Annotated in this window: 15 protein-coding genes and 2 pseudogenes; 7 read left to right on the top strand and 10 right to left on the bottom strand. The window is 58.0% G+C overall.

The window, feature by feature from the left end; genetic code table 11:
- Nucleotides 1-92: 92 nt before the first annotated feature.
- Together CLV88_RS16105 and CLV88_RS16100 are read right to left on the bottom strand one after the other, a co-directional pair.
- A complete protein-coding gene (locus tag CLV88_RS16105; protein WP_106609439.1) occupies nt 93-1,493 on the bottom strand; it encodes a sensor histidine kinase in 1,401 nt (466 codons plus the stop codon).
- Nucleotides 1,490-2,161 carry a response regulator transcription factor gene (locus CLV88_RS16100; RefSeq protein ID WP_106609438.1) on the bottom strand — a complete coding sequence of 224 codons (672 nt, stop codon included), beginning with the start codon at nt 2,159-2,161 and terminating at the stop codon, nt 1,490-1,492. Before CLV88_RS16100 ends, CLV88_RS16105 begins: the two co-directional genes overlap by 4 nt.
- Before the next feature lie 140 nt (nt 2,162-2,301).
- On the opposite strand from CLV88_RS16100, the gene CLV88_RS16095 reads away from it, so the two are divergent.
- The 6 genes from CLV88_RS16095 (at nt 2,302) to CLV88_RS16070 (ending at nt 8,582) form a co-directional block, all read left to right on the top strand.
- Nucleotides 2,302-3,390, top strand: coding sequence for a type 2 periplasmic-binding domain-containing protein (locus CLV88_RS16095; RefSeq protein WP_207797079.1), 1,089 nt, complete (start codon nt 2,302-2,304; stop codon nt 3,388-3,390).
- A gap of 74 nt (nt 3,391-3,464) precedes the next feature.
- Nucleotides 3,465-5,495: a tripartite tricarboxylate transporter permease gene (locus CLV88_RS16090; RefSeq protein WP_106609437.1), complete on the top strand. Its 2,031-nt coding sequence runs from the start codon at nt 3,465-3,467 to the stop codon at nt 5,493-5,495.
- Nucleotides 5,492-6,592 carry a 4-oxalomesaconate tautomerase gene (locus CLV88_RS16085; protein WP_106609436.1) on the top strand — a complete coding sequence of 367 codons (1,101 nt, stop codon included), beginning with the start codon at nt 5,492-5,494 and terminating at the stop codon, nt 6,590-6,592. The genes CLV88_RS16090 and CLV88_RS16085 overlap by 4 nt, the downstream gene beginning before the upstream one ends.
- Nucleotides 6,589-7,407 carry a universal stress protein gene (locus CLV88_RS16080; RefSeq protein WP_106609435.1) on the top strand — a complete coding sequence of 273 codons (819 nt, stop codon included), beginning with the start codon at nt 6,589-6,591 and terminating at the stop codon, nt 7,405-7,407. The genes CLV88_RS16085 and CLV88_RS16080 overlap by 4 nt, the downstream gene beginning before the upstream one ends.
- Nucleotides 7,408-7,419: 12 nt before the next feature.
- A complete protein-coding gene (locus tag CLV88_RS16075) occupies nt 7,420-7,599 on the top strand; it encodes a hypothetical protein (protein WP_106609434.1) in 180 nt (59 codons plus the stop codon).
- Nucleotides 7,600-7,601: 2 nt separating this feature from the next.
- Nucleotides 7,602-8,582 (top strand): D-2-hydroxyacid dehydrogenase family protein, encoded by a 981-nt coding sequence (locus CLV88_RS16070; protein ID WP_106609433.1) that lies wholly within the window; start codon nt 7,602-7,604, stop codon nt 8,580-8,582.
- Here the strand turns inward: CLV88_RS16070 and CLV88_RS16065 are convergent.
- Both CLV88_RS16065 and CLV88_RS16060 read right to left on the bottom strand, forming a co-directional pair.
- Nucleotides 8,554-8,721, bottom strand: a pseudogene (locus CLV88_RS16065) (AbrB family transcriptional regulator); the annotation flags it as partial. The gene CLV88_RS16070 and the pseudogene CLV88_RS16065 overlap by 29 nt on opposite strands.
- Before the next feature lie 54 nt (nt 8,722-8,775).
- Nucleotides 8,776-9,481, bottom strand: a pseudogene (locus tag CLV88_RS16060) (IS6 family transposase).
- Between the two features lie 628 nt (nt 9,482-10,109).
- Between CLV88_RS16060 and CLV88_RS23595 the strand changes: the two are divergent.
- Nucleotides 10,110-10,241 (top strand): hypothetical protein, encoded by a 132-nt coding sequence (locus tag CLV88_RS23595; RefSeq protein ID WP_279338356.1) that lies wholly within the window; start codon nt 10,110-10,112, stop codon nt 10,239-10,241.
- A gap of 60 nt (nt 10,242-10,301) precedes the next feature.
- On the opposite strand, the gene CLV88_RS16055 is transcribed toward CLV88_RS23595, so the two are convergent.
- The 6 genes from CLV88_RS16055 to CLV88_RS16030 form a co-directional block, all read right to left on the bottom strand.
- Nucleotides 10,302-11,609: a TRAP transporter large permease gene (locus CLV88_RS16055; protein WP_106609432.1), complete on the bottom strand. Its 1,308-nt coding sequence runs from the start codon at nt 11,607-11,609 to the stop codon at nt 10,302-10,304.
- A complete protein-coding gene (locus CLV88_RS16050; protein ID WP_106609533.1) occupies nt 11,609-12,052 on the bottom strand; it encodes a TRAP transporter small permease in 444 nt (147 codons plus the stop codon). The genes CLV88_RS16055 and CLV88_RS16050 overlap by 1 nt, the downstream gene beginning before the upstream one ends.
- Before the next feature lie 114 nt (nt 12,053-12,166).
- Entirely contained in the window at nt 12,167-13,177 is a 1,011-nt protein-coding gene (gene dctP, locus CLV88_RS16045) for a TRAP transporter substrate-binding protein DctP (protein ID WP_106609431.1), read from the bottom strand.
- A gap of 84 nt (nt 13,178-13,261) precedes the next feature.
- Nucleotides 13,262-13,873, bottom strand: a complete 612-nt coding sequence (gene leuD, locus CLV88_RS16040) for a 3-isopropylmalate dehydratase small subunit (protein ID WP_106609430.1) — start codon at nt 13,871-13,873, stop codon at nt 13,262-13,264.
- Nucleotides 13,873-15,279, bottom strand: a complete 1,407-nt coding sequence (gene leuC / locus CLV88_RS16035) for a 3-isopropylmalate dehydratase large subunit (protein ID WP_106609429.1) — start codon at nt 15,277-15,279, stop codon at nt 13,873-13,875. The genes leuD and leuC overlap by 1 nt, the downstream gene beginning before the upstream one ends.
- The gene (locus tag CLV88_RS16030; RefSeq protein WP_106609428.1) at nt 15,279-16,079 is read right to left on the bottom strand and encodes a GntR family transcriptional regulator; all 801 of its coding nucleotides are present in this window, start codon (nt 16,077-16,079) and stop codon (nt 15,279-15,281) included. Before CLV88_RS16030 ends, leuC begins: the two co-directional genes overlap by 1 nt.
- Nucleotides 16,080-16,121 lie beyond the last annotated feature (42 nt).

Genomic DNA, 16,121 nt, shown 5'->3' with positions numbered 1-16,121 from the left:
GACAGTGCCGGTAAGTGGTTTCAAGTCGGTCAGCATTGCCTACTGTTTTATCCTGATGTTCCTTTCCGCAAATATCTGCTGTTGCTCTACAATCATCTGAATGGCGTCCAATGTGGCTCAGATTCTCCTTCTGCTTGAAGCATCAAAGAAAGAGTTAGACTTGCGCCAATTTCCACTTGGTCAATCACAAGATTCCCGCCGTGTCGCTCTGCAACCGCTGAAACAATGGAAAGACCAAGACCGCTTCCCTGCGACGGCTCAACTTGTGAAAAACGCCCAAGGGCCGTTTCACTTTCACTTGGGGACAAGTTCTTTCCATCGTCATAAACTGTGATCAATGCCTTGTTCCCGTCCTGCCGTAAGCACACCACAATCGAGCTCAGCTTGGGGCCGCCGTGCTTCGTCGCATTGTCGATCATGTTTTTAATTGCCTCGGCAATGAACACTCGGTCACCCGTCATTTCGATCGGATGTCTCGTCGCGATAAGTTCGAACTCGATATTACGCGACAACACCTCGGGACCCATATCTGCACATATCGTCCTGAGCAATTCGGACAGGTCAAATCTCGATCGGCGATTGCCGGGCATGGGCTGGCGCAGTCGATCCATAGAAAGCAACTGTTCTGTCACGCGTGTCGACGCGCGCGCCGCAACGACAAGGTCTTCGATTCTCTGTTGTTGGTCCTCACTGTTTTGCGCATCGCGCAAACTTTCGGCCATGGACTGCACTGACGCAGCCGGGTTGCGCAACTGGTGGGCAGCGTTTGAGATAAAGACCTGTTGGGCCGTCATGCTGTCCTGCACCCTAGCAAACAGGCGGTTAAGCGTTTCGACAATGCCCTGCGCCTCGATTGGAATAGGGCGTCGGATCTGACCCAGGTCGTCGGGTGAACGGACCTCGATGGCTTGTTGAAGGTCAAGCAGCGGGCGCAATCCACGTGCAACGCCAAACCACACCACCAAGGCAAGGGTTAGAAGCAACCCCCCGATCAGTCCAACGGCACGAAAGGCAAGTTGCGTGGCAAAGCGGTTGCGTTCGGACAACCTCTGCCAGACGGTCACTGTGGCATTACCGGACACACCATCGCTGGTGACCCGTTCCACGATTTTCAGAACACGCACTCCTTCGTCGCGATATTCGGCCATGAAGTAGTGTGGTGTATCAGGATCGATCTCTGATTCGGCCCCAGTGGGCGGATAGGCATAGCCCGTCACATAGATCCCGCCCGGCCCAGTAGCGTGATAAAACACCTCGCCTCCCGCCGCATCCTTGATCAAGTCACTTGTCGAGGGCAAAAGCGCGTCGCCTCCGGAGATCGCCACATCGCGTGAGATCGCCAATGCAGTAGACAACAGAGAGCGGTCAAAAAATTCTTCGGCTGTGTCCTGCGCCACGGCAACGCGCCAATAACCCAACACCAGCCCCATCAGCATTAGAGGCACAAGAATGAGGATGAAGAGCCTCTGACGCAGAGAAAAAACCCGCGTCATTTGGGAACCACATCGAGCATATAGCCAAGGCCCCGCGCAGTTTTAATCGCGACACCGTGGTCGACCAGTCGGCGCCGCAAGCGGGACACCAAAGGCTCAACTGCCGTCTCGTCAACATCGGCACCAATCCCATAGACATGATCCGTCAGCACGGATTTGGACACTATCCGGCCACGTCGTTCCAGTAGACATTCGAACACAGCCAGTTCCTTTCGCGGGATCCCCAGCGAGGATCCGTTGGCCGACACCTGACGCGCGGTGCGATCAAAGGACAGCGCGCCAATGGCTTCGATCGCGCCAAATTCCAGGTCCCGACGGCGTGACAGAGCCCGGATCCGCGCTTCAAGCTCGTCCATTTCGAATGGTTTTACCAAATAATCGTCCGCCCCAAGGTCAAGCCCGGCGACCCGGTCGCTGGTCTCGATCCGGGCGGTCAGAAGGATTACATGGGCATTGTCCCCCCGCGCCCGCAAGTCCCGCAAGATTTCAAGGCCTGTCTTGCCGGGCAGATTGATGTCGAGAACAATCAGGTCGGCGCTTTCCTGCGCCAGAAAGGCATCTGCATCCCTGCCATCGTGTAACACATCCGCAGCATGCCCACGGTCACGCAGACGATAGGAAATTGCCTTCGCCAGTGGTTCATTATCTTCGACGATGACTATTCGCATTTTCGGTTCCGCAAGGTTCACGCAAGGTTGGCCTCCCATGATCGTTGGATCGAAGGGGGAATCAACCCCAAGAATTCATATGGCTTGCGCACTGGCGAAGAGGACGCCCTTGTGTTTGTCTGGTCACCAGGGAGGAACCAATGACCAAATTTAACTTCACCCGTCGTGCTGTTATGGGCTTTATCGCCGCTGCCGGCATCGCGGCTCCCGCCGCTGCCGAAGTCGATTTCACCGGCAAGACCATCGAATGGGTCATCCCGTTCTCGGAAACCGGTGGCTCGGCCAAATGGGCGAACTTCTTCGGCCCGCTGCTGTCTGAAGCCCTGCCCGGCAAGCCGACCGTGGTCGTGAAATTTATGCCCGGTGCTGGTTCCACCAAAGGGGCCAACTGGTTCCAAGAACAAGAGCACGAAGACGGCACGTTGTTGTTCGGCACCTCGGGGTCGACGCAATTCCCCTATCTGCTGGGCGACCCCCGCGTACGCTATGAATATAATGACTGGAACCCAGTCATGGCGTCTGGCACCGGCGGTGTTGCTTACCTGAACGCCGAAGATGGTGCCAAGTTTGACGGCTCGGCCAACGCGCTGAAAGACACCGATTTCATCTACGGCTCGCAGGGTGCAACTCGCCTTGACCTTGTACCCCTGCTGGCGTGGCAAATGCTGGGCATGAATGTTGAGCCTGTCTTCGGCATCAAAGGTCGCGGCGATGGTCGTCTGATGTTCGAGCGTGGCGAGGCCAACATCGACTACCAGACCTCGTCCGGTTATCTGGGCGGATCGACCGCGCTGGTCAATGATGGCAAGGCCATTCCGATGATGACTTGGGGCGCTCTGGACGCCGATGGCAACATCGTGCGTGACCCGACCTTCCCCGATATCGCGACCTTCAAGGAAGTCTGCCAAGCCACCGATGGTTGCGAAACCTCGGGCGATGCGTGGGACGCATGGAAAGCCTTCTTCGTGGCCGGATTCCCGGTTCAGAAACTGGCCTTCCTGCCCGCTGGCACGCCGCAGGACGTGATCGACACCTACACCAAAGCGTTCCAAGATGTCGTAGCCCGCGCTGATTTCGCCGAGATCTCGTCTAAGCGCGTTGGCAAATACCCGGTCTTCACTGGCGAAGGTGCTCAGGGCGCGCTTGGCACAGCCACGCAAGTGCCGGACAGCGCCAAAGCCTATGTCACTGACTGGCTGCAAAACGCATATGGTGTCTCGCTGAAGTAAGCGACCTTTTCGGCGCGCGGTCCGCAATCGATCGCGCGCCCTTGCCAACATTTCCTAACAGAAAGGCGGCTCCCATGGAGATTTTCGCCACCGCACTTCCTGCGCTTGGAGACGCGTGGGCTCTGATCTTGCAACCCGTTGTTCTGGGCTATCTGGTCCTTGGTGTCGTCATGGGTCTGGCCGTGGGCGTGTTCCCCGGTCTGGGCGGCATCGCAGGCCTGTCCCTGCTTCTGCCCTTCATGTTCGGAATGGACCCGGTGCTGGGTCTGGCGCTGATGATTGGCATGGTCGCCGTTGTGCCGACCTCGGACACATTCGCGTCGGTTCTTATGGGGATCCCCGGGTCATCCGCATCACAGGCGACGGTGCTGGACGGATTCCCAATGGCCAAAAACGGTCAGGCCGCACGGGCTTTGGCCGCGGCCTTTACCTCGTCCCTATTTGGCGGACTTGTGGGCGCGACCTTCCTGACCATGTTCATTCTGGTCGCCCGCCCCATCGTGTTGGCGTTCGGCCTGCCCGAGATGTTGATGATCACCATTCTGGGCCTGTCCATGGTCGCTATCCTTGCGGGGCGCTTTGCCTTGAAGGGTCTGGCCGCTGCCGGGTTGGGCATGATGATCGGCACTATTGGCGAAGCGGATGCCGGAGGCTCTCTGCGCATGGCGACCTATGACATTCCCTATCTGACCGACGGGCTGAAGCTGGTCATCGTGGGCCTTGGCATCTTCGCCATCCCCGAGATCGTTTCGTTGCTGCGTCAGGATCGGTCCATCGCCAAAGGTGCGTCACTTGGCGCCGGCTGGATGGACGGCGTACGCGACTGGATGGCAAACAAATGGCTGTCGGTGCGCTGCTCGATCATCGGTGTCGTGGTGGGGATCATTCCCGGCCTTGGCGGATCAGTCGTGGACTGGATCGCCTATGGCCACACGGTACAAACCACCAAGGACAAAACGAACTTCGGCAAAGGCGAAGTGCGGGGTGTGATCGGGCCGGAAAGCTCGAACAACGCGAAAGAGGGCGGCGGACTGGTCCCCACCCTTCTGTTCGGCATTCCCGGTTCAGGCTCGATGGCGATTTTCATCGGCGCGATTGCCCTGCTGGGCTCGGGCGACATCGAAGTCGGACCGGCGATGCTGAAAAACAACCTCGACATCACATATTCGATCGTATGGCTCTTGGCTTTGGCCAATGTGGTGGGCACGATCCTGTGTATCGCAGCTTCGGGCGGGATCGCCAAGCTGACGACGATCCGGTTCACCTATCTGGCGCCGTTCCTGTTTATGCTGATCAGCTTTGCGGCGTTCCAGTCGGGCCAGAACTTCGAAGACCTTCTGGCGCTGTTCGCCATCGGCCTGATCGGCATCTTCCTGCGCCGCTTTGACTGGTCGCGCCCGGCCTTCCTGATCGGTTTTGTGCTGTCCAACCCGGTCGAGAAGTTCTCGAACCAAGCGTTCCAAATCGCGTCCTTCCGTTTCCGCAAAAGCTTCGAGGAAGGTATCGACTACGTCTTCTCGCCCATCGTGATCGTACTGATCATCATCACCCTTGTGTCGGTGGTGCTGGGCCTTCGTCAGGCGAAAGCCATTATGGCCGAAGGCGAGGTTCAGTCGGGCTCGAAACGCGCGCCGCTGATCTTCCTTCTTGTGATTGCCGCCTATCTGGTGGTCGCCCTGATCAACGCCAACATGATCCCGGACTATAACCTGACCGACAAGATCATCCCGCTGGTGGTGGGAAGCCTTGCTTTGCTGTGCTGCCTGATCTTGCTGGTGCAGATGATGCGACGCCAGGAAGGAGACGCGATCTTTGCCGATAAGGAAGTCGCGGGCGAGGACGCGGATGCGCCCTATGGGCTGTGGTCCACGCTGGCCTGGTTCGCCGGGTTGATCGTCGCCACGTGGTTCCTGGGCTTCATCCTTGCGCTGGTTGGCTTCCTGATCGCTTTCCTGCGGGTGCGCGCGGGCGCGGGTTGGGGCAAAACCTTAATCCTGGCCGCCTGCGGTATCGGCTTCATGTGCCTGATGGCAGGCGCGTTGAACCGCGACTTCCCTCCGGGCCTGTTGCAAGGGGCGGTTGATCTGCCGTGGCCGTTGAAATGACCCAGACAGCTATCCCCTATGTCCACATGCGTGGCGGCACCTCGAAAGGTCCCTATTTCCGCCGCGAAGATCTGCCCGAAGATCTGGACACCTTGTCCGAGGTCCTGATCGCGGCGGTCGGCTCGGGCCATGGCCTGAACATCGACGGGATCGGCGGCGGGGCCGCCGTGACCACCAAGGTCGCGATACTGTCCGAAAGCATGGATGACTGGGCCGACGTGGATTACTTCTTCGCTCAGGTCTCGGTCGAGGATCGACTGGTTGACTACAAGCCCACTTGCGGAAACATCCTGTCCGGCGTCGGCCCCGCCGCCATTGAAATGGGATTGGTTACCCCCACTGGCGATGTGACTGAAATTCGCATTCGCGCTGTGAACACCGGAGCGCAGGTGATTGCCAAGGTGCAGACCCCGAGCGGAAAACTGTCCTATGAGGGCACGACCGAGATCGCTGGCGCTCCCGGAACGTCGGCCCCCATCCAGTTGAGCTTCATGGGCGTCGTCGGGTCATCGACCGGGGCATTTCTGCCCACGGGCAACCTGCGCGACACCATCGACGGGATAGAGGTGACTTGCATGGATGTGGCCATGCCCGTGGCCATCGCGCGCGCCGAAGATTTCGGCCTGACCGGCTATGAAAGTGCGGACAAACTGGACGCCAATACCGACTTCTTTGCCCGCATGGAAGCCATCCGCGTTGCTGCCGGTGAAAAGATGGGCATGGGCGATGTATCAAAATCGGTGACGCCAAAATTTGGCCTGCTGGCCCCCGCACGTGAAGGTGGAAGCATTGCGGTTCGTTATTTCATGCCGTGGAAAACCCATCCCACTATGGCCGTGACCGGCGCACAGTGCCTGGCATCTTGCGCTTTAACCCCGGGCAGCGTCTCGGATGGGCTGTTAGAGCGCGCCAACGAAAGCCCGACCGAACTGGTATTGGAACATGCCTCTGGCAAGATCGACGTGTTGATCGACTTCTCAATCGAAAACGGCTTTTCGTTGAACACTGCCGGACTTGTACGCACGGCAAGAAAACTAGCAGACGGAAATGTATATGTTCCTGCGAGCCTCTGGCAGGGACAAGGAGATAATCTATGAGCGTTCACAACATACTTGTCGCCTTCAACGGTTCGGACAGCTCGGTATACGCGTTGAAATACGCAGCGTCACTGGCGCGCAATGGCGCCCATGTCACCGCCTTGCTGGCGCATTCGAAACACGAGGCAGTGAACAGCAATGCGGCGTGGGTGCCTGCCAAGGCGCGCGAGATCATTGCGCAGGCCAACGCCGACATCCTATCCGGGATCCAAACCCGTTTCGAGGATTTGCGGCCAAGGCTTTCCCTTGGCGACCGTTTGCACGTCAAACAGGTTTCCGGTCGCGTTGATGCGGTCCTATCGGAAACCGCGCGCAACTATGACTTGTTGGTTGTCGGACACGAAGGCACGGAAGAAGTGGATGAACATGTCTCGATCCACCCGGACCGCATTGCGCTAATGAGTGGCCGCCCCGTTTTGATCGTGCCAAAAGGCCATGATGCGGATGCAAGCCACGCCCATGCCGCGCTTGCTTGGGACGGAAGCCGGGCCTCGGCGCGGGCCTTGTCCGACAGTCTGGGACTGCTGGAAGATCAGGGGCGCGTGACAGTGTTGACTGTCGGGAATGAACCAACCCCGCGTCCGGTCGCAGATGTGATGACCCATCTTGCGCGCCACAATGTCGACGCCACCCACGAAGCCATCCCCGCCGAGCCGGGTATCGCACGTGCGCTGATCGCCTATTGCCGAGAGACCGATCCGTGCCTGCTTGTCATGGGGGCATATGAACACTCAAAGTTTCGCGAAGATTTCCTTGGCGGCGTAACCGCCCGTGTCTTGCGGGACGCGCCGATCCCTGTCTTGCTCTCCCACTGAAGGAACGAAAGAATGACCAGCCACGACGCCATTGTCGAAATCAACACAGCTATCGACCGCCTTCGCGCCGTGCGCGACACCCTTGGCAAGCAACTTGTCGACGGAAGCTGCCAATCCAGTGAAAAGCGGCAGTTGTCCGAGCTGCATGATCGTGTCGCCCAGACGATCGAAGCCTACAAACGCGGAAATTAATCATGCGCATTCACATCCTGGACGATTGGTTTGATACGTTGCGCAAGCTGCCCAGTTTCAGAAAGCTGGATGGTCACGAAGTTCAGGTCTGGACCGACCACGTCAAGGATGTGAACATGCTGGCTGACCGCTTGTCGGATGCAGATGCCTTGGTCCTGTTTCGAGAGCGAACCAAAGTCAGCAGAGACCTTGTTAAGCGTCTGCCTGACCTGCGCCTGATCAGTCAACGCGGTGTCTATCCGCACATTGATATCCCCGCATGTACCGAGCACAAAGTGCTTGTTTGCTCTAAAATACCCAGCGGTGGTGGCACCAATCACGCTGCCGCCGAGCTGACCTGGGCTCTCATCATGGCGGGCATGCGTGACCTTCCTGCACAGATGGGAAGTGTAAAGGCAGGCAATTGGCAATCCGGTTTGGGCAAGACCTTGAACGGCAGGCAATTGGGGCTTTACGGCTACGGCCGGATTGCCAAAGCTGTTGCAGGCTACGCAGAGGCGTTTGGAATGCGTGTAGTCTGGTGGGCGTCCGACGAGGGTCGCAAACGCGCAGCTGCAGACGGTAGAACAATTGCGGCTGATCGCACGTCCTTCTTTGCAGATAGCGACATCGTTTCCGTGCACGTTCGACTGAAACCGGAAACCAAAGGGATCATCACAGCGAATGATTTTGCAGTGATGCGATCTGATGCGCTGTTCGTGAATACGTCGCGCGCAGGGCTCATCGTGTCGGGCGCGTTGCTGGAATCGTTGACCGCCAGCCATCCAGGCAAGGCTGCAATTGACGTGTTTGATACCGAGCCGCTGACCGATCCCAACGACCCGCTACTTGCGCATCCCAACTTGATTGCAACTCCGCATATTGGATTTGTGACCGAGGACGAGTTCGACCTTCAGTTTTCTGACATTTATGAACAACTCAATGCCTTTGCCGACGGCACCCCGATCCATATGATTAATCCCGAGGTCTGGTCCGGCTCATAATCGTAGCCACAATCGGTAACCCAGTGATCACAAGCACGATCTGGGTGAGGTGGTGAGCATTCACAAAACCCAGATCCGCCCCGACCACAATGGACAGAACGGTCATCTCGGCCTGCCCTCCCGGCGCGAAAGCCAAAAAGGGTGGTGTCAGACCAATTCGAACCAGTCTCTACTTGGCCAGTATGGCTGTCCTTTAAGCCGCGCAAAGACCGCGCCACTCGGCAAGAGCAGCGGTGCGGTTAATCGTGAATTGATCTCTTTGGGAAAGGCTGCGCTCCTTATTGAAATAGTCGGAAACAGACGTATGAACGGGCACAAATTTCTGCAGACTTCGCAAACGACGAAAGCGGTGCATCGCTCGCTCCCGTCTTCGAAAAGGTAGATGTGAATTTTCTGCGCGATTGTTCTTACAACGGCCGGTTTCTTGCTTCACCACATTCCCAATAACCTTCATCGCGGCACCATACGAACGCAATTTGCCGGTCACGATGACTTCCGGTGACCCATATATTTTCATCGCTTTCTTCAAGAACTGAAGAGCTGCGGCGCGATCTCGGCGCTTCGTCACATAGCTTTCCAGCACCTCCCCTTCGTGATCTACCGCGCCAAAGGTAGTGTCGTTTAACGTTAATTTTCACGAAAACTTCATCGAGATGCCAACGCCAGTTCGAGTAGCATCCCATCCGACTGACCCGTTTTCTGCGTTTTTCAGCAGCAAACATAGGACCAAATCTGTTCCACCAAAACCGTACAGTTTCATGGCTCACATCAATGCCCCGTTCGTGCAGCAGATCTTCCACGTTTCTAAGCGAGAGCGGAAACCTGACGTAGAGCATTACCGCTAAGCGGATGATGTCTGGGCTGGTTTTGAAGTAGCGAAATGGTGAACGGTTTGTCATGACCGAAGGCTAGATCGGCACCTTGCCCTTCACAACCGAGTTTCTTCTGACAGCGCCTTTCATACGGCTTCGGGTCGTAACGAACCATTTTCGGACCTTTGATCAGTGGTCCTGAGCGGCTACCGCGCGTGCGCGATTCGAACGCCCGTTCTTGTCCCGCGTCAATCTTGTTCAAGCACATGACAGCGAAAGTGCGGCTTCGGTTTCAGGCAATCCGATGTCTACGAAAGACCGGAAAGGCGATAGCCGCCGTGAGCTGACGAACGAGATTCTGCATCTGCGAGAAAATGCTGCGTCAGCAACAGCCGCACCTGCACATGTCCGGTTTGTCCGCAACTTACCAGTTCGTGCGCCATGCGGCGAAGGTCAGTTCATCCCAGGTCAGCCGTTAACGCACCGCGCGAGGAAAGAGTAAAAAGAGCCCATTTTACCGAATGCTGCTTATCAGGCGAATGGCCGGTCTTCAAGATTTGGCAGGCGCGATAGCTCATAGCCAATCCGTCAAAAGCAAGCGGGATGACGTGCCGAATATGAGGCTGAACGGAAGGATAACGGCAAGGACGAGTGTCAGCGCAATGCCCGATTTGGCTTGCGGCAGTTCCTGGCACATGGTGGCTGGAACGGTGAAATGGAGCGCCGCCCCGTTACATGGCGCGACATTGCGTTGATTAGTTCCGCGTTTCCTGATCCCAACTCGGGCGGCGACGGTTTGGCTGAAACCCAGCACCGCCAGCTGCGTACCGTTTTCAAGTTTCAGTAGATCCAGTGGCTTGGTTTTTTAGGGGAGGCCCGGATCTTTCGCTCCTGCCGGAAGACCAATTTAGAGTGATGGTAACCAAAGAGCCAATTGCGGAAAGACGATCAGCAGTGCCACCAAGAAAAGCGAGCAGAAAATGAACGGAAACGCCGAGGTGTAAATCTCGCGCATGGTTGTTCCTGCGGGCGCCACCCCTTTCATCACGAACAGCAATAATCCAAACGGCGGTGTTGTGAAACTGATCTCCAGAGAAAGCAACATGATGAGCGCAAACCAGATCGGATCAAAGCCAAGCGTTTGTGCGAGCGGAAAGAAGATCGGCACCGTCAACAACATGATCGAGATCTGCTCCATGAACATGCCGAGAAGAAGAAGCACGGCAAACATCACCAGCAGCATAGCCAAGGGTGCAAGGTCAAAGTTGGTCGCCCAGGTCACAAGCCCGCGCGATGCTCCGGAGAATGCCAGAAGCTGGCTGAATGTGGCCGAACCAAAAACGATGAGATAGGCCATCAGTGTGACCTTGAGCGCACCGATGACCGATTTTTTCATCGCCTCCCATGTCAGGCAGCGGAAGATTGCCGCCAGGATCAGCACGCCGAGCGCGCCAAAGGCGGCGGCCTCGGAGGGGGTGACAAAACCCCTGATCATCAGCGCGATGATGATGACCATGACGCTGACCATTGGGATGACTTCGCGCAGCAAAAGGCCCAGCTTTGACAGGAATGACATAGGTGCCACGTCATAGGCCGGGGCGGCTGTCGGGTCGATACGGGTCTGCAACCAGATCGTCGCAATGTAAAAACCTGCAAGGATCAGCCCCGGTATAACACCCGCGATGAGTAGCGCCGCCACGTCGATCTGCGCCAGGGTTGCCAAAAGCACGGCCAGAGCCGAGGGCGGAATGATGATCGCAAGGCCGCCGGTGCCAAGGATCGGGCCGATACTCATGTGTGATTTATAGCCCCGGCGGCTCATCTCCGGGACCATGAGAGAGCCCAGAAGCGCTGTTGAGCCCATGGATGAGCCAGAGAGTGTGGAAAAGGCCGTGCCGCCCAGAACCGTAACATAACTGAGCCGTCCCGGCAGGCGGCCAAGGAGCTTGTCGATGGCGGTGAACATGCGCCCGCCAAGACCTGTGTGAAAGAAGATCTCGCCCATCAACAAGAATAGCGGAATCGGCATCAGCGCGTATTTGGTGAGCGCCCCAAGACCGTTGTTCAAGAGCTGCATCACGCCGCGTTCGCCACCCATGAAGACCCATGCACCGATGATATTGGCCGCCAGAAAAGCCAGCGCAATCGGCATTCCGATCGCCATAAGAAGCAAAATCGTACCAAGCAGCAGGGCCAGTGCCTCGAACCATTCCATTACTCATGTATCCCTGCTTCACCACTGTGCATTAGCTCTCGGCCAAAGACAAAGCGGGAGAATTCAACAGCCATCATGCCAAATGAGAGCGGAAAGGCGATGGTCAGAAGCCAGCGTGGATAATAATACGCGCGCGTGTCGAAATCGCCCCGCTCGATATTGGTCATCACCAGCTCAATTCCTTTCCATGTGAGGATCACGCAGATCAGCACGCAGGCGGCGGCCACGGCGCGGCTAAGAAGGCGACGGGCGGCACCAGGCAAGGCGGCAGTCAACAGTTCGATATGCACGTGGCCCTTTTCGCGAACCAGCCACGGCGCGCCGAGCATCGTCATGTAGAGAAGGCCGTATTCAGCCGATGTAAAGAGCCATGCGAAGGGCTGGATCCCCATGTTGCGCATCACGACAGATGCAATGACAGAGACCATAATCCACACGAGCATCAGGCCGGAAATGCCGGCTAAGCCGTATAGCAGCGCCTTATAGGTTGTATTGATCAATGCATGGCTCCAAAGAAGTTGAAGGCCCACCAATTGGCAGGCCTGCGACGGGGCTTATTATTCGGCGCCAAGATCGTAGAAGAGCTCGATCAGACGATCATAGTTGCCAGTGCCGCCGGGCTGGCCTGACATGACCTCTTTCATGCGTTCCCACGTTTTCTCACGGGCCGCAGCAAGATAGTTGGCCTTGGCTTCGCCTTCGAGCGAGACAACTTTCATGCCCGCCGCATCAAGCGCGGCGAAGTCTTCATCACGCTTGGCGCGAAGGGCTTCAACGCTGTCTTTCTCATGCTGGATCGCCACGTCCTGAAGGACTTTCCGGGCATCATCCGACAGCGAATTCCATTTTTCGTTGTTCACGATCACGCCAAGGTCGGTCGAGAAGAAACACGGCTCGATACGGTAGTTGAGGAACTCGTTCCACTTGAGGTCAATGAGGCCGATCTGCGTCCAGCCTGTCGCATCCACGACGCCGCGCTGGAGCGCGGAGTAAACCTCGCCTGTCGGCAGGTCGATGACTTGCGCGCCTAGATAGTTGGTAAAGAATGCGTTGTAGACGTTGTTGCCCCGCAGTTTGAGGCCTTCGACCTCCAGATTGCCATCAGCATCGAACTTCGGCTCGTTGCGTGTCCAGAGATTGTAGCAGACGCCGCTGTCGAACCAACCAAGGTACTTGAGCCCCATCTTTTCCTGATGGATCTGATCGATCAGGGCAATGCCGCCATTGGCGCGTGTCTCAACGGCTGTCAGGTTGGATGCGACCATCGCATCTTTTTCGGGCAGGGCGCCACCATAGAACGAGCCGGGAGTGTAAACCATATCCACGATACCATCGCGCACGGCATCGGGTTGTTGGAACATGCCGATCGCCTCGGGGCCACCGCGCACATCGATCTGGATCACGCCTTTGCCTGCCTCGTTGACCTTATCGACAAAGCTCAGAAAACTTTTTGTGTAGATCAGCGTTTCGGGGAAGGCATGTACCGCCGAGATGGTCTCTTCTGCTTTGAGCGTGCCCGCAACGAGCGTGGCTCCTGCAAGTAGGCTTCCCAGTAATTTCATCTTCATCTTGTCGTCCTCCAATGAATTAGGGCTTATGCCCCGTTTGTCTGGCCCTCCTCAGGCCCTGGCTGCCGCGTTTTGCGGCCGTTTTCAATCCGCCGCTGCGGGCCATGCCCAGGCTGCGGTTTGACTGCGGATGTGTTTGAACGCTGTGATCGCCGCGCTATGATTGCGCGTGAGATCGATGTCATCCCAGCCATTGATGAGCTTGGTCGCCCAGCTGTCATCAAGCGCGAAGCAGACCTGAAGGGCTCCGAGTGTGAGAGTGCGGGCATCGATATCGATGGTGATGTCTTGCGGGCCCTTTGCCAGTGCCGCGTCGAGCGCAGCGTAGCTGCCTTCGTCGACCTTGGCCGGCAGTAGGCCGTTGTTGATGGCATTGGCGGCAAAGATGTCGCCGAAACCAGGCGCGATGACCGCGCGGATACCGGCATCGACAAGCGCATAAACCGCTGCCTCGCGCGAAGAGCCGCTACCGAAATTGCGCCCTGCAAGGATCACGCTTGCCTCTGGGTGGACATTAAGCGGGAAATCCACGCGCGGCTCTCCGGTTTCGCCGCGGCGCATATCGTGCAACAGGTAAGATCCGTAGCCCTCAGCGCGCGGCACGGACATAAAGCGCGCCGGGATTAACTGATCGGTGTCAATATTCGCGACCGCCAGGCCAAGCACCTTGCCCTTGTGTGTGCGCCACCCTGTCATCAGTTCACCCGTCCTTCAAGAAACGGGCGCACATCGGTAAGCGCACCTGTCACCGCAGCGGCGGCAACCATGGCCGGGCTCATCAGATGGGTCCGCGCTCCGCGGCCTTGACGGCCTTTGAAATTGCGATTGGTGGACGAGGCGCAGCGCTTGCCCTCTCCCACAAGATCGCCGTTCATGCCCACGCACATTGAACAGCCAGAGGCGACCCAATCAAGGCCTGCCTCGATAAAGACCCGGTCAAGCCCTTCGGCTTCGGCCTGCGCTTTGACCTGTGTCGAGCCGGGCGAGATAAGCCCTGGAACTTTGGCTTTGCGCCCCCTTAGTACGGCGGCTGCGGCTCGCAAATCTTCGATCCGCCCGTTTGTGCAAGAGCCGATAAAGACCTGATCAATAGGTGTGCCTTCAAGCATCTCTCCCGCCTTCAGCCCCATGTAATCAAGCGCCGCGCGAGCGGCTTCGGCCTTATCGGGCGGCACATCGGTGGGATCGGGGATGGTCGCGCTGATAGGTACCGCCTGTTCGGGGCTTGTGCCCCACGTGACATTGGGGGAGATCTCGGCGGCGTCGAGCGTGACCTCGCGATCAAAGCGCGCGTATTCGTCGCTGGCAATCCCTGCCCAATCGGCGCAAGCAGCATGCCAATCCGCGCCTTTGGGCGAAAAACGGCGACCTTCAAGATAGGCAAACGTTGTCTCGTCCGGTGCCACCATGCCCAAACGCGCGCCGCCTTCAATCGACAGATTGCATAGCGTCATTCGGCCCTCCATCGAAAGGCCCCGGATCGTGCTGCCCCCGTATTCGACCGCATGGCCCTGTGCACCGTCCGTGCCCAACTTGGCGATCCACCCAAGCGCGATATCCTTGGCCGTGACGCCTGCGCCAAGTGCGCCATCAACGGTGATGCGCATGGCTTTAGGCTTGCGCTGCCAGACCGTTTGCGTGGCTAGAACATGGGCCACCTCGGTCGCGCCAATCCCAAAGGCCAGCGCGCCGAAAGCCCCATGGGTGGACGTATGGCTATCACCGCAGTTGACCAGCAGGCCCGGCAGCGTGAGCCCCTCTTCCGGCCCCAGAACATGCACGATGCCCTGATGCGGATCGGCAAGATCATAGAGCCGCAAGCCATGGATGTTGGCATTGCTGCGCAGAGTGTCGATCATCCGCGCGATCTGGGGGTCGGCGATCCTTGAGCGGCCCTGCGTTGGCGCGTAGTGATCGACCACTGCGAAGGTGAGCGACGGTTCGGCCACGGGCAAGCCACGTTCCTTTATCTTGGCGAAAGCGTGATGCGAGCCCTCATGCACAAGATGCCGATCGACCCAGAGCAGCGAAACGCCATCTTCGCGTTGCAGCACCTCATGCGCGGCCCAAAGCTTGTCGAGCATGGTCTGCGGGGTGTGCATCAGCCCTCTCCCTCGCTCTGACCAATCGCCGGCTCCCAATGGCGCGCGGCGCCTTGGCCGACGCGGGTAAGTGGCATTTCAAGACGGAACATATCCGGGCGGTAAAGCCCCGAGAGATATTCAACGCCATTGCCTTCGATGTCGCGAACGACACGGCGCAGCGAAAGAAGCGCCGAGCCGACATCGACCTCAAGCGCCTCGGCCACATCCGGACCCGCAAGCGTGGCGCTCACCGATTGATGTGCCTCTTCGATCTGCACGCCGCTACGTTCCAAAAGCTTGAACAGCGGCGTCGTCGCAAGGTCATTCTCGGAATAGTTCTGCGCGATCTGGGCCGGCACGTAGGTTGTGAGATGAGAGAACGGCACGTCCCCCGTGAGGCGCACGCGCGTGGCGATCTGGACCTTGCTTTCGCCGCCAAGCCGCATGGCGGAGGCCACGAAATCAGGCGCGCGGCCATAAGAAAACGACAAGAGCCGCGCTGTGGTTTTCTGGCCCATCTCGACCAGCTGCGGCATCAGCGTTGTGAAATCCATCGCGGCTGCCTGGCCGTTGGCGGGGCGCGCACGCACTTTGGTGCCGCTGCCTGCGCGCCGCTCAATCAGGCCGCCTTGGGCCAGCGCATCAAGCGCGCGACGCACGGTGACACGGCTGACCCCAAAGGTTTCGGCAAGCTTTTGTTCGCCTGGCAAGGTCTCACCATCGCGCAAAACACCACCGGTGATCTGATCGCGCAGAGAAAGGTAAACGCGCCGCGCCTTGACCCCCTCTGGCAGTATTTGGACAGCTTCCGCCCGCACCTGTGATTCCCCCGTATTTCTCAGTGGAGGGTAGATATGTTA

The sequence above is a fragment of the Shimia abyssi genome (assembly GCF_003014475.1).
GTDB lineage: Bacteria > Pseudomonadota > Alphaproteobacteria > Rhodobacterales > Rhodobacteraceae > Shimia > Shimia abyssi.
Note: the sequence above shows the minus strand (reverse complement) of the source record. Positions and strands in the feature narration are given on the sequence as shown.

Bases quoted from the DNA above. Each gene is read 5' to 3' on its own strand.
- CLV88_RS16105 (WP_106609439.1), bottom strand. From the start codon at position 1,493: ATGACGCGGGTTTTTTCTCTGCGTCAGAGGCTCTTCATCCTCATTCTT.
- CLV88_RS16100 (WP_106609438.1), bottom strand. From the start codon at position 2,161: ATGCGAATAGTCATCGTCGAAGATAATGAACCACTGGCGAAGGCAATT.
- CLV88_RS16095 (WP_207797079.1), top strand. From the start codon at position 2,302: ATGACCAAATTTAACTTCACCCGTCGTGCTGTTATGGGCTTTATCGCC.
- CLV88_RS16090 (WP_106609437.1), top strand. From the start codon at position 3,465: ATGGAGATTTTCGCCACCGCACTTCCTGCGCTTGGAGACGCGTGGGCT.
- CLV88_RS16085 (WP_106609436.1), top strand. From the start codon at position 5,492: ATGACCCAGACAGCTATCCCCTATGTCCACATGCGTGGCGGCACCTCG.
- CLV88_RS16080 (WP_106609435.1), top strand. From the start codon at position 6,589: ATGAGCGTTCACAACATACTTGTCGCCTTCAACGGTTCGGACAGCTCG.
- CLV88_RS16075 (WP_106609434.1), top strand. From the start codon at position 7,420: ATGACCAGCCACGACGCCATTGTCGAAATCAACACAGCTATCGACCGC.
- CLV88_RS16070 (WP_106609433.1), top strand. From the start codon at position 7,602: ATGCGCATTCACATCCTGGACGATTGGTTTGATACGTTGCGCAAGCTG.
- CLV88_RS23595 (WP_279338356.1), top strand. From the start codon at position 10,110: ATGGAGCGCCGCCCCGTTACATGGCGCGACATTGCGTTGATTAGTTCC.
- CLV88_RS16055 (WP_106609432.1), bottom strand. From the start codon at position 11,609: ATGGAATGGTTCGAGGCACTGGCCCTGCTGCTTGGTACGATTTTGCTT.
- CLV88_RS16050 (WP_106609533.1), bottom strand. From the start codon at position 12,052: ATGCTCGTGTGGATTATGGTCTCTGTCATTGCATCTGTCGTGATGCGC.
- dctP (WP_106609431.1), bottom strand. From the start codon at position 13,177: ATGAAGATGAAATTACTGGGAAGCCTACTTGCAGGAGCCACGCTCGTT.
- leuD (WP_106609430.1), bottom strand. From the start codon at position 13,873: ATGACAGGGTGGCGCACACACAAGGGCAAGGTGCTTGGCCTGGCGGTC.
- leuC (WP_106609429.1), bottom strand. From the start codon at position 15,279: ATGCACACCCCGCAGACCATGCTCGACAAGCTTTGGGCCGCGCATGAG.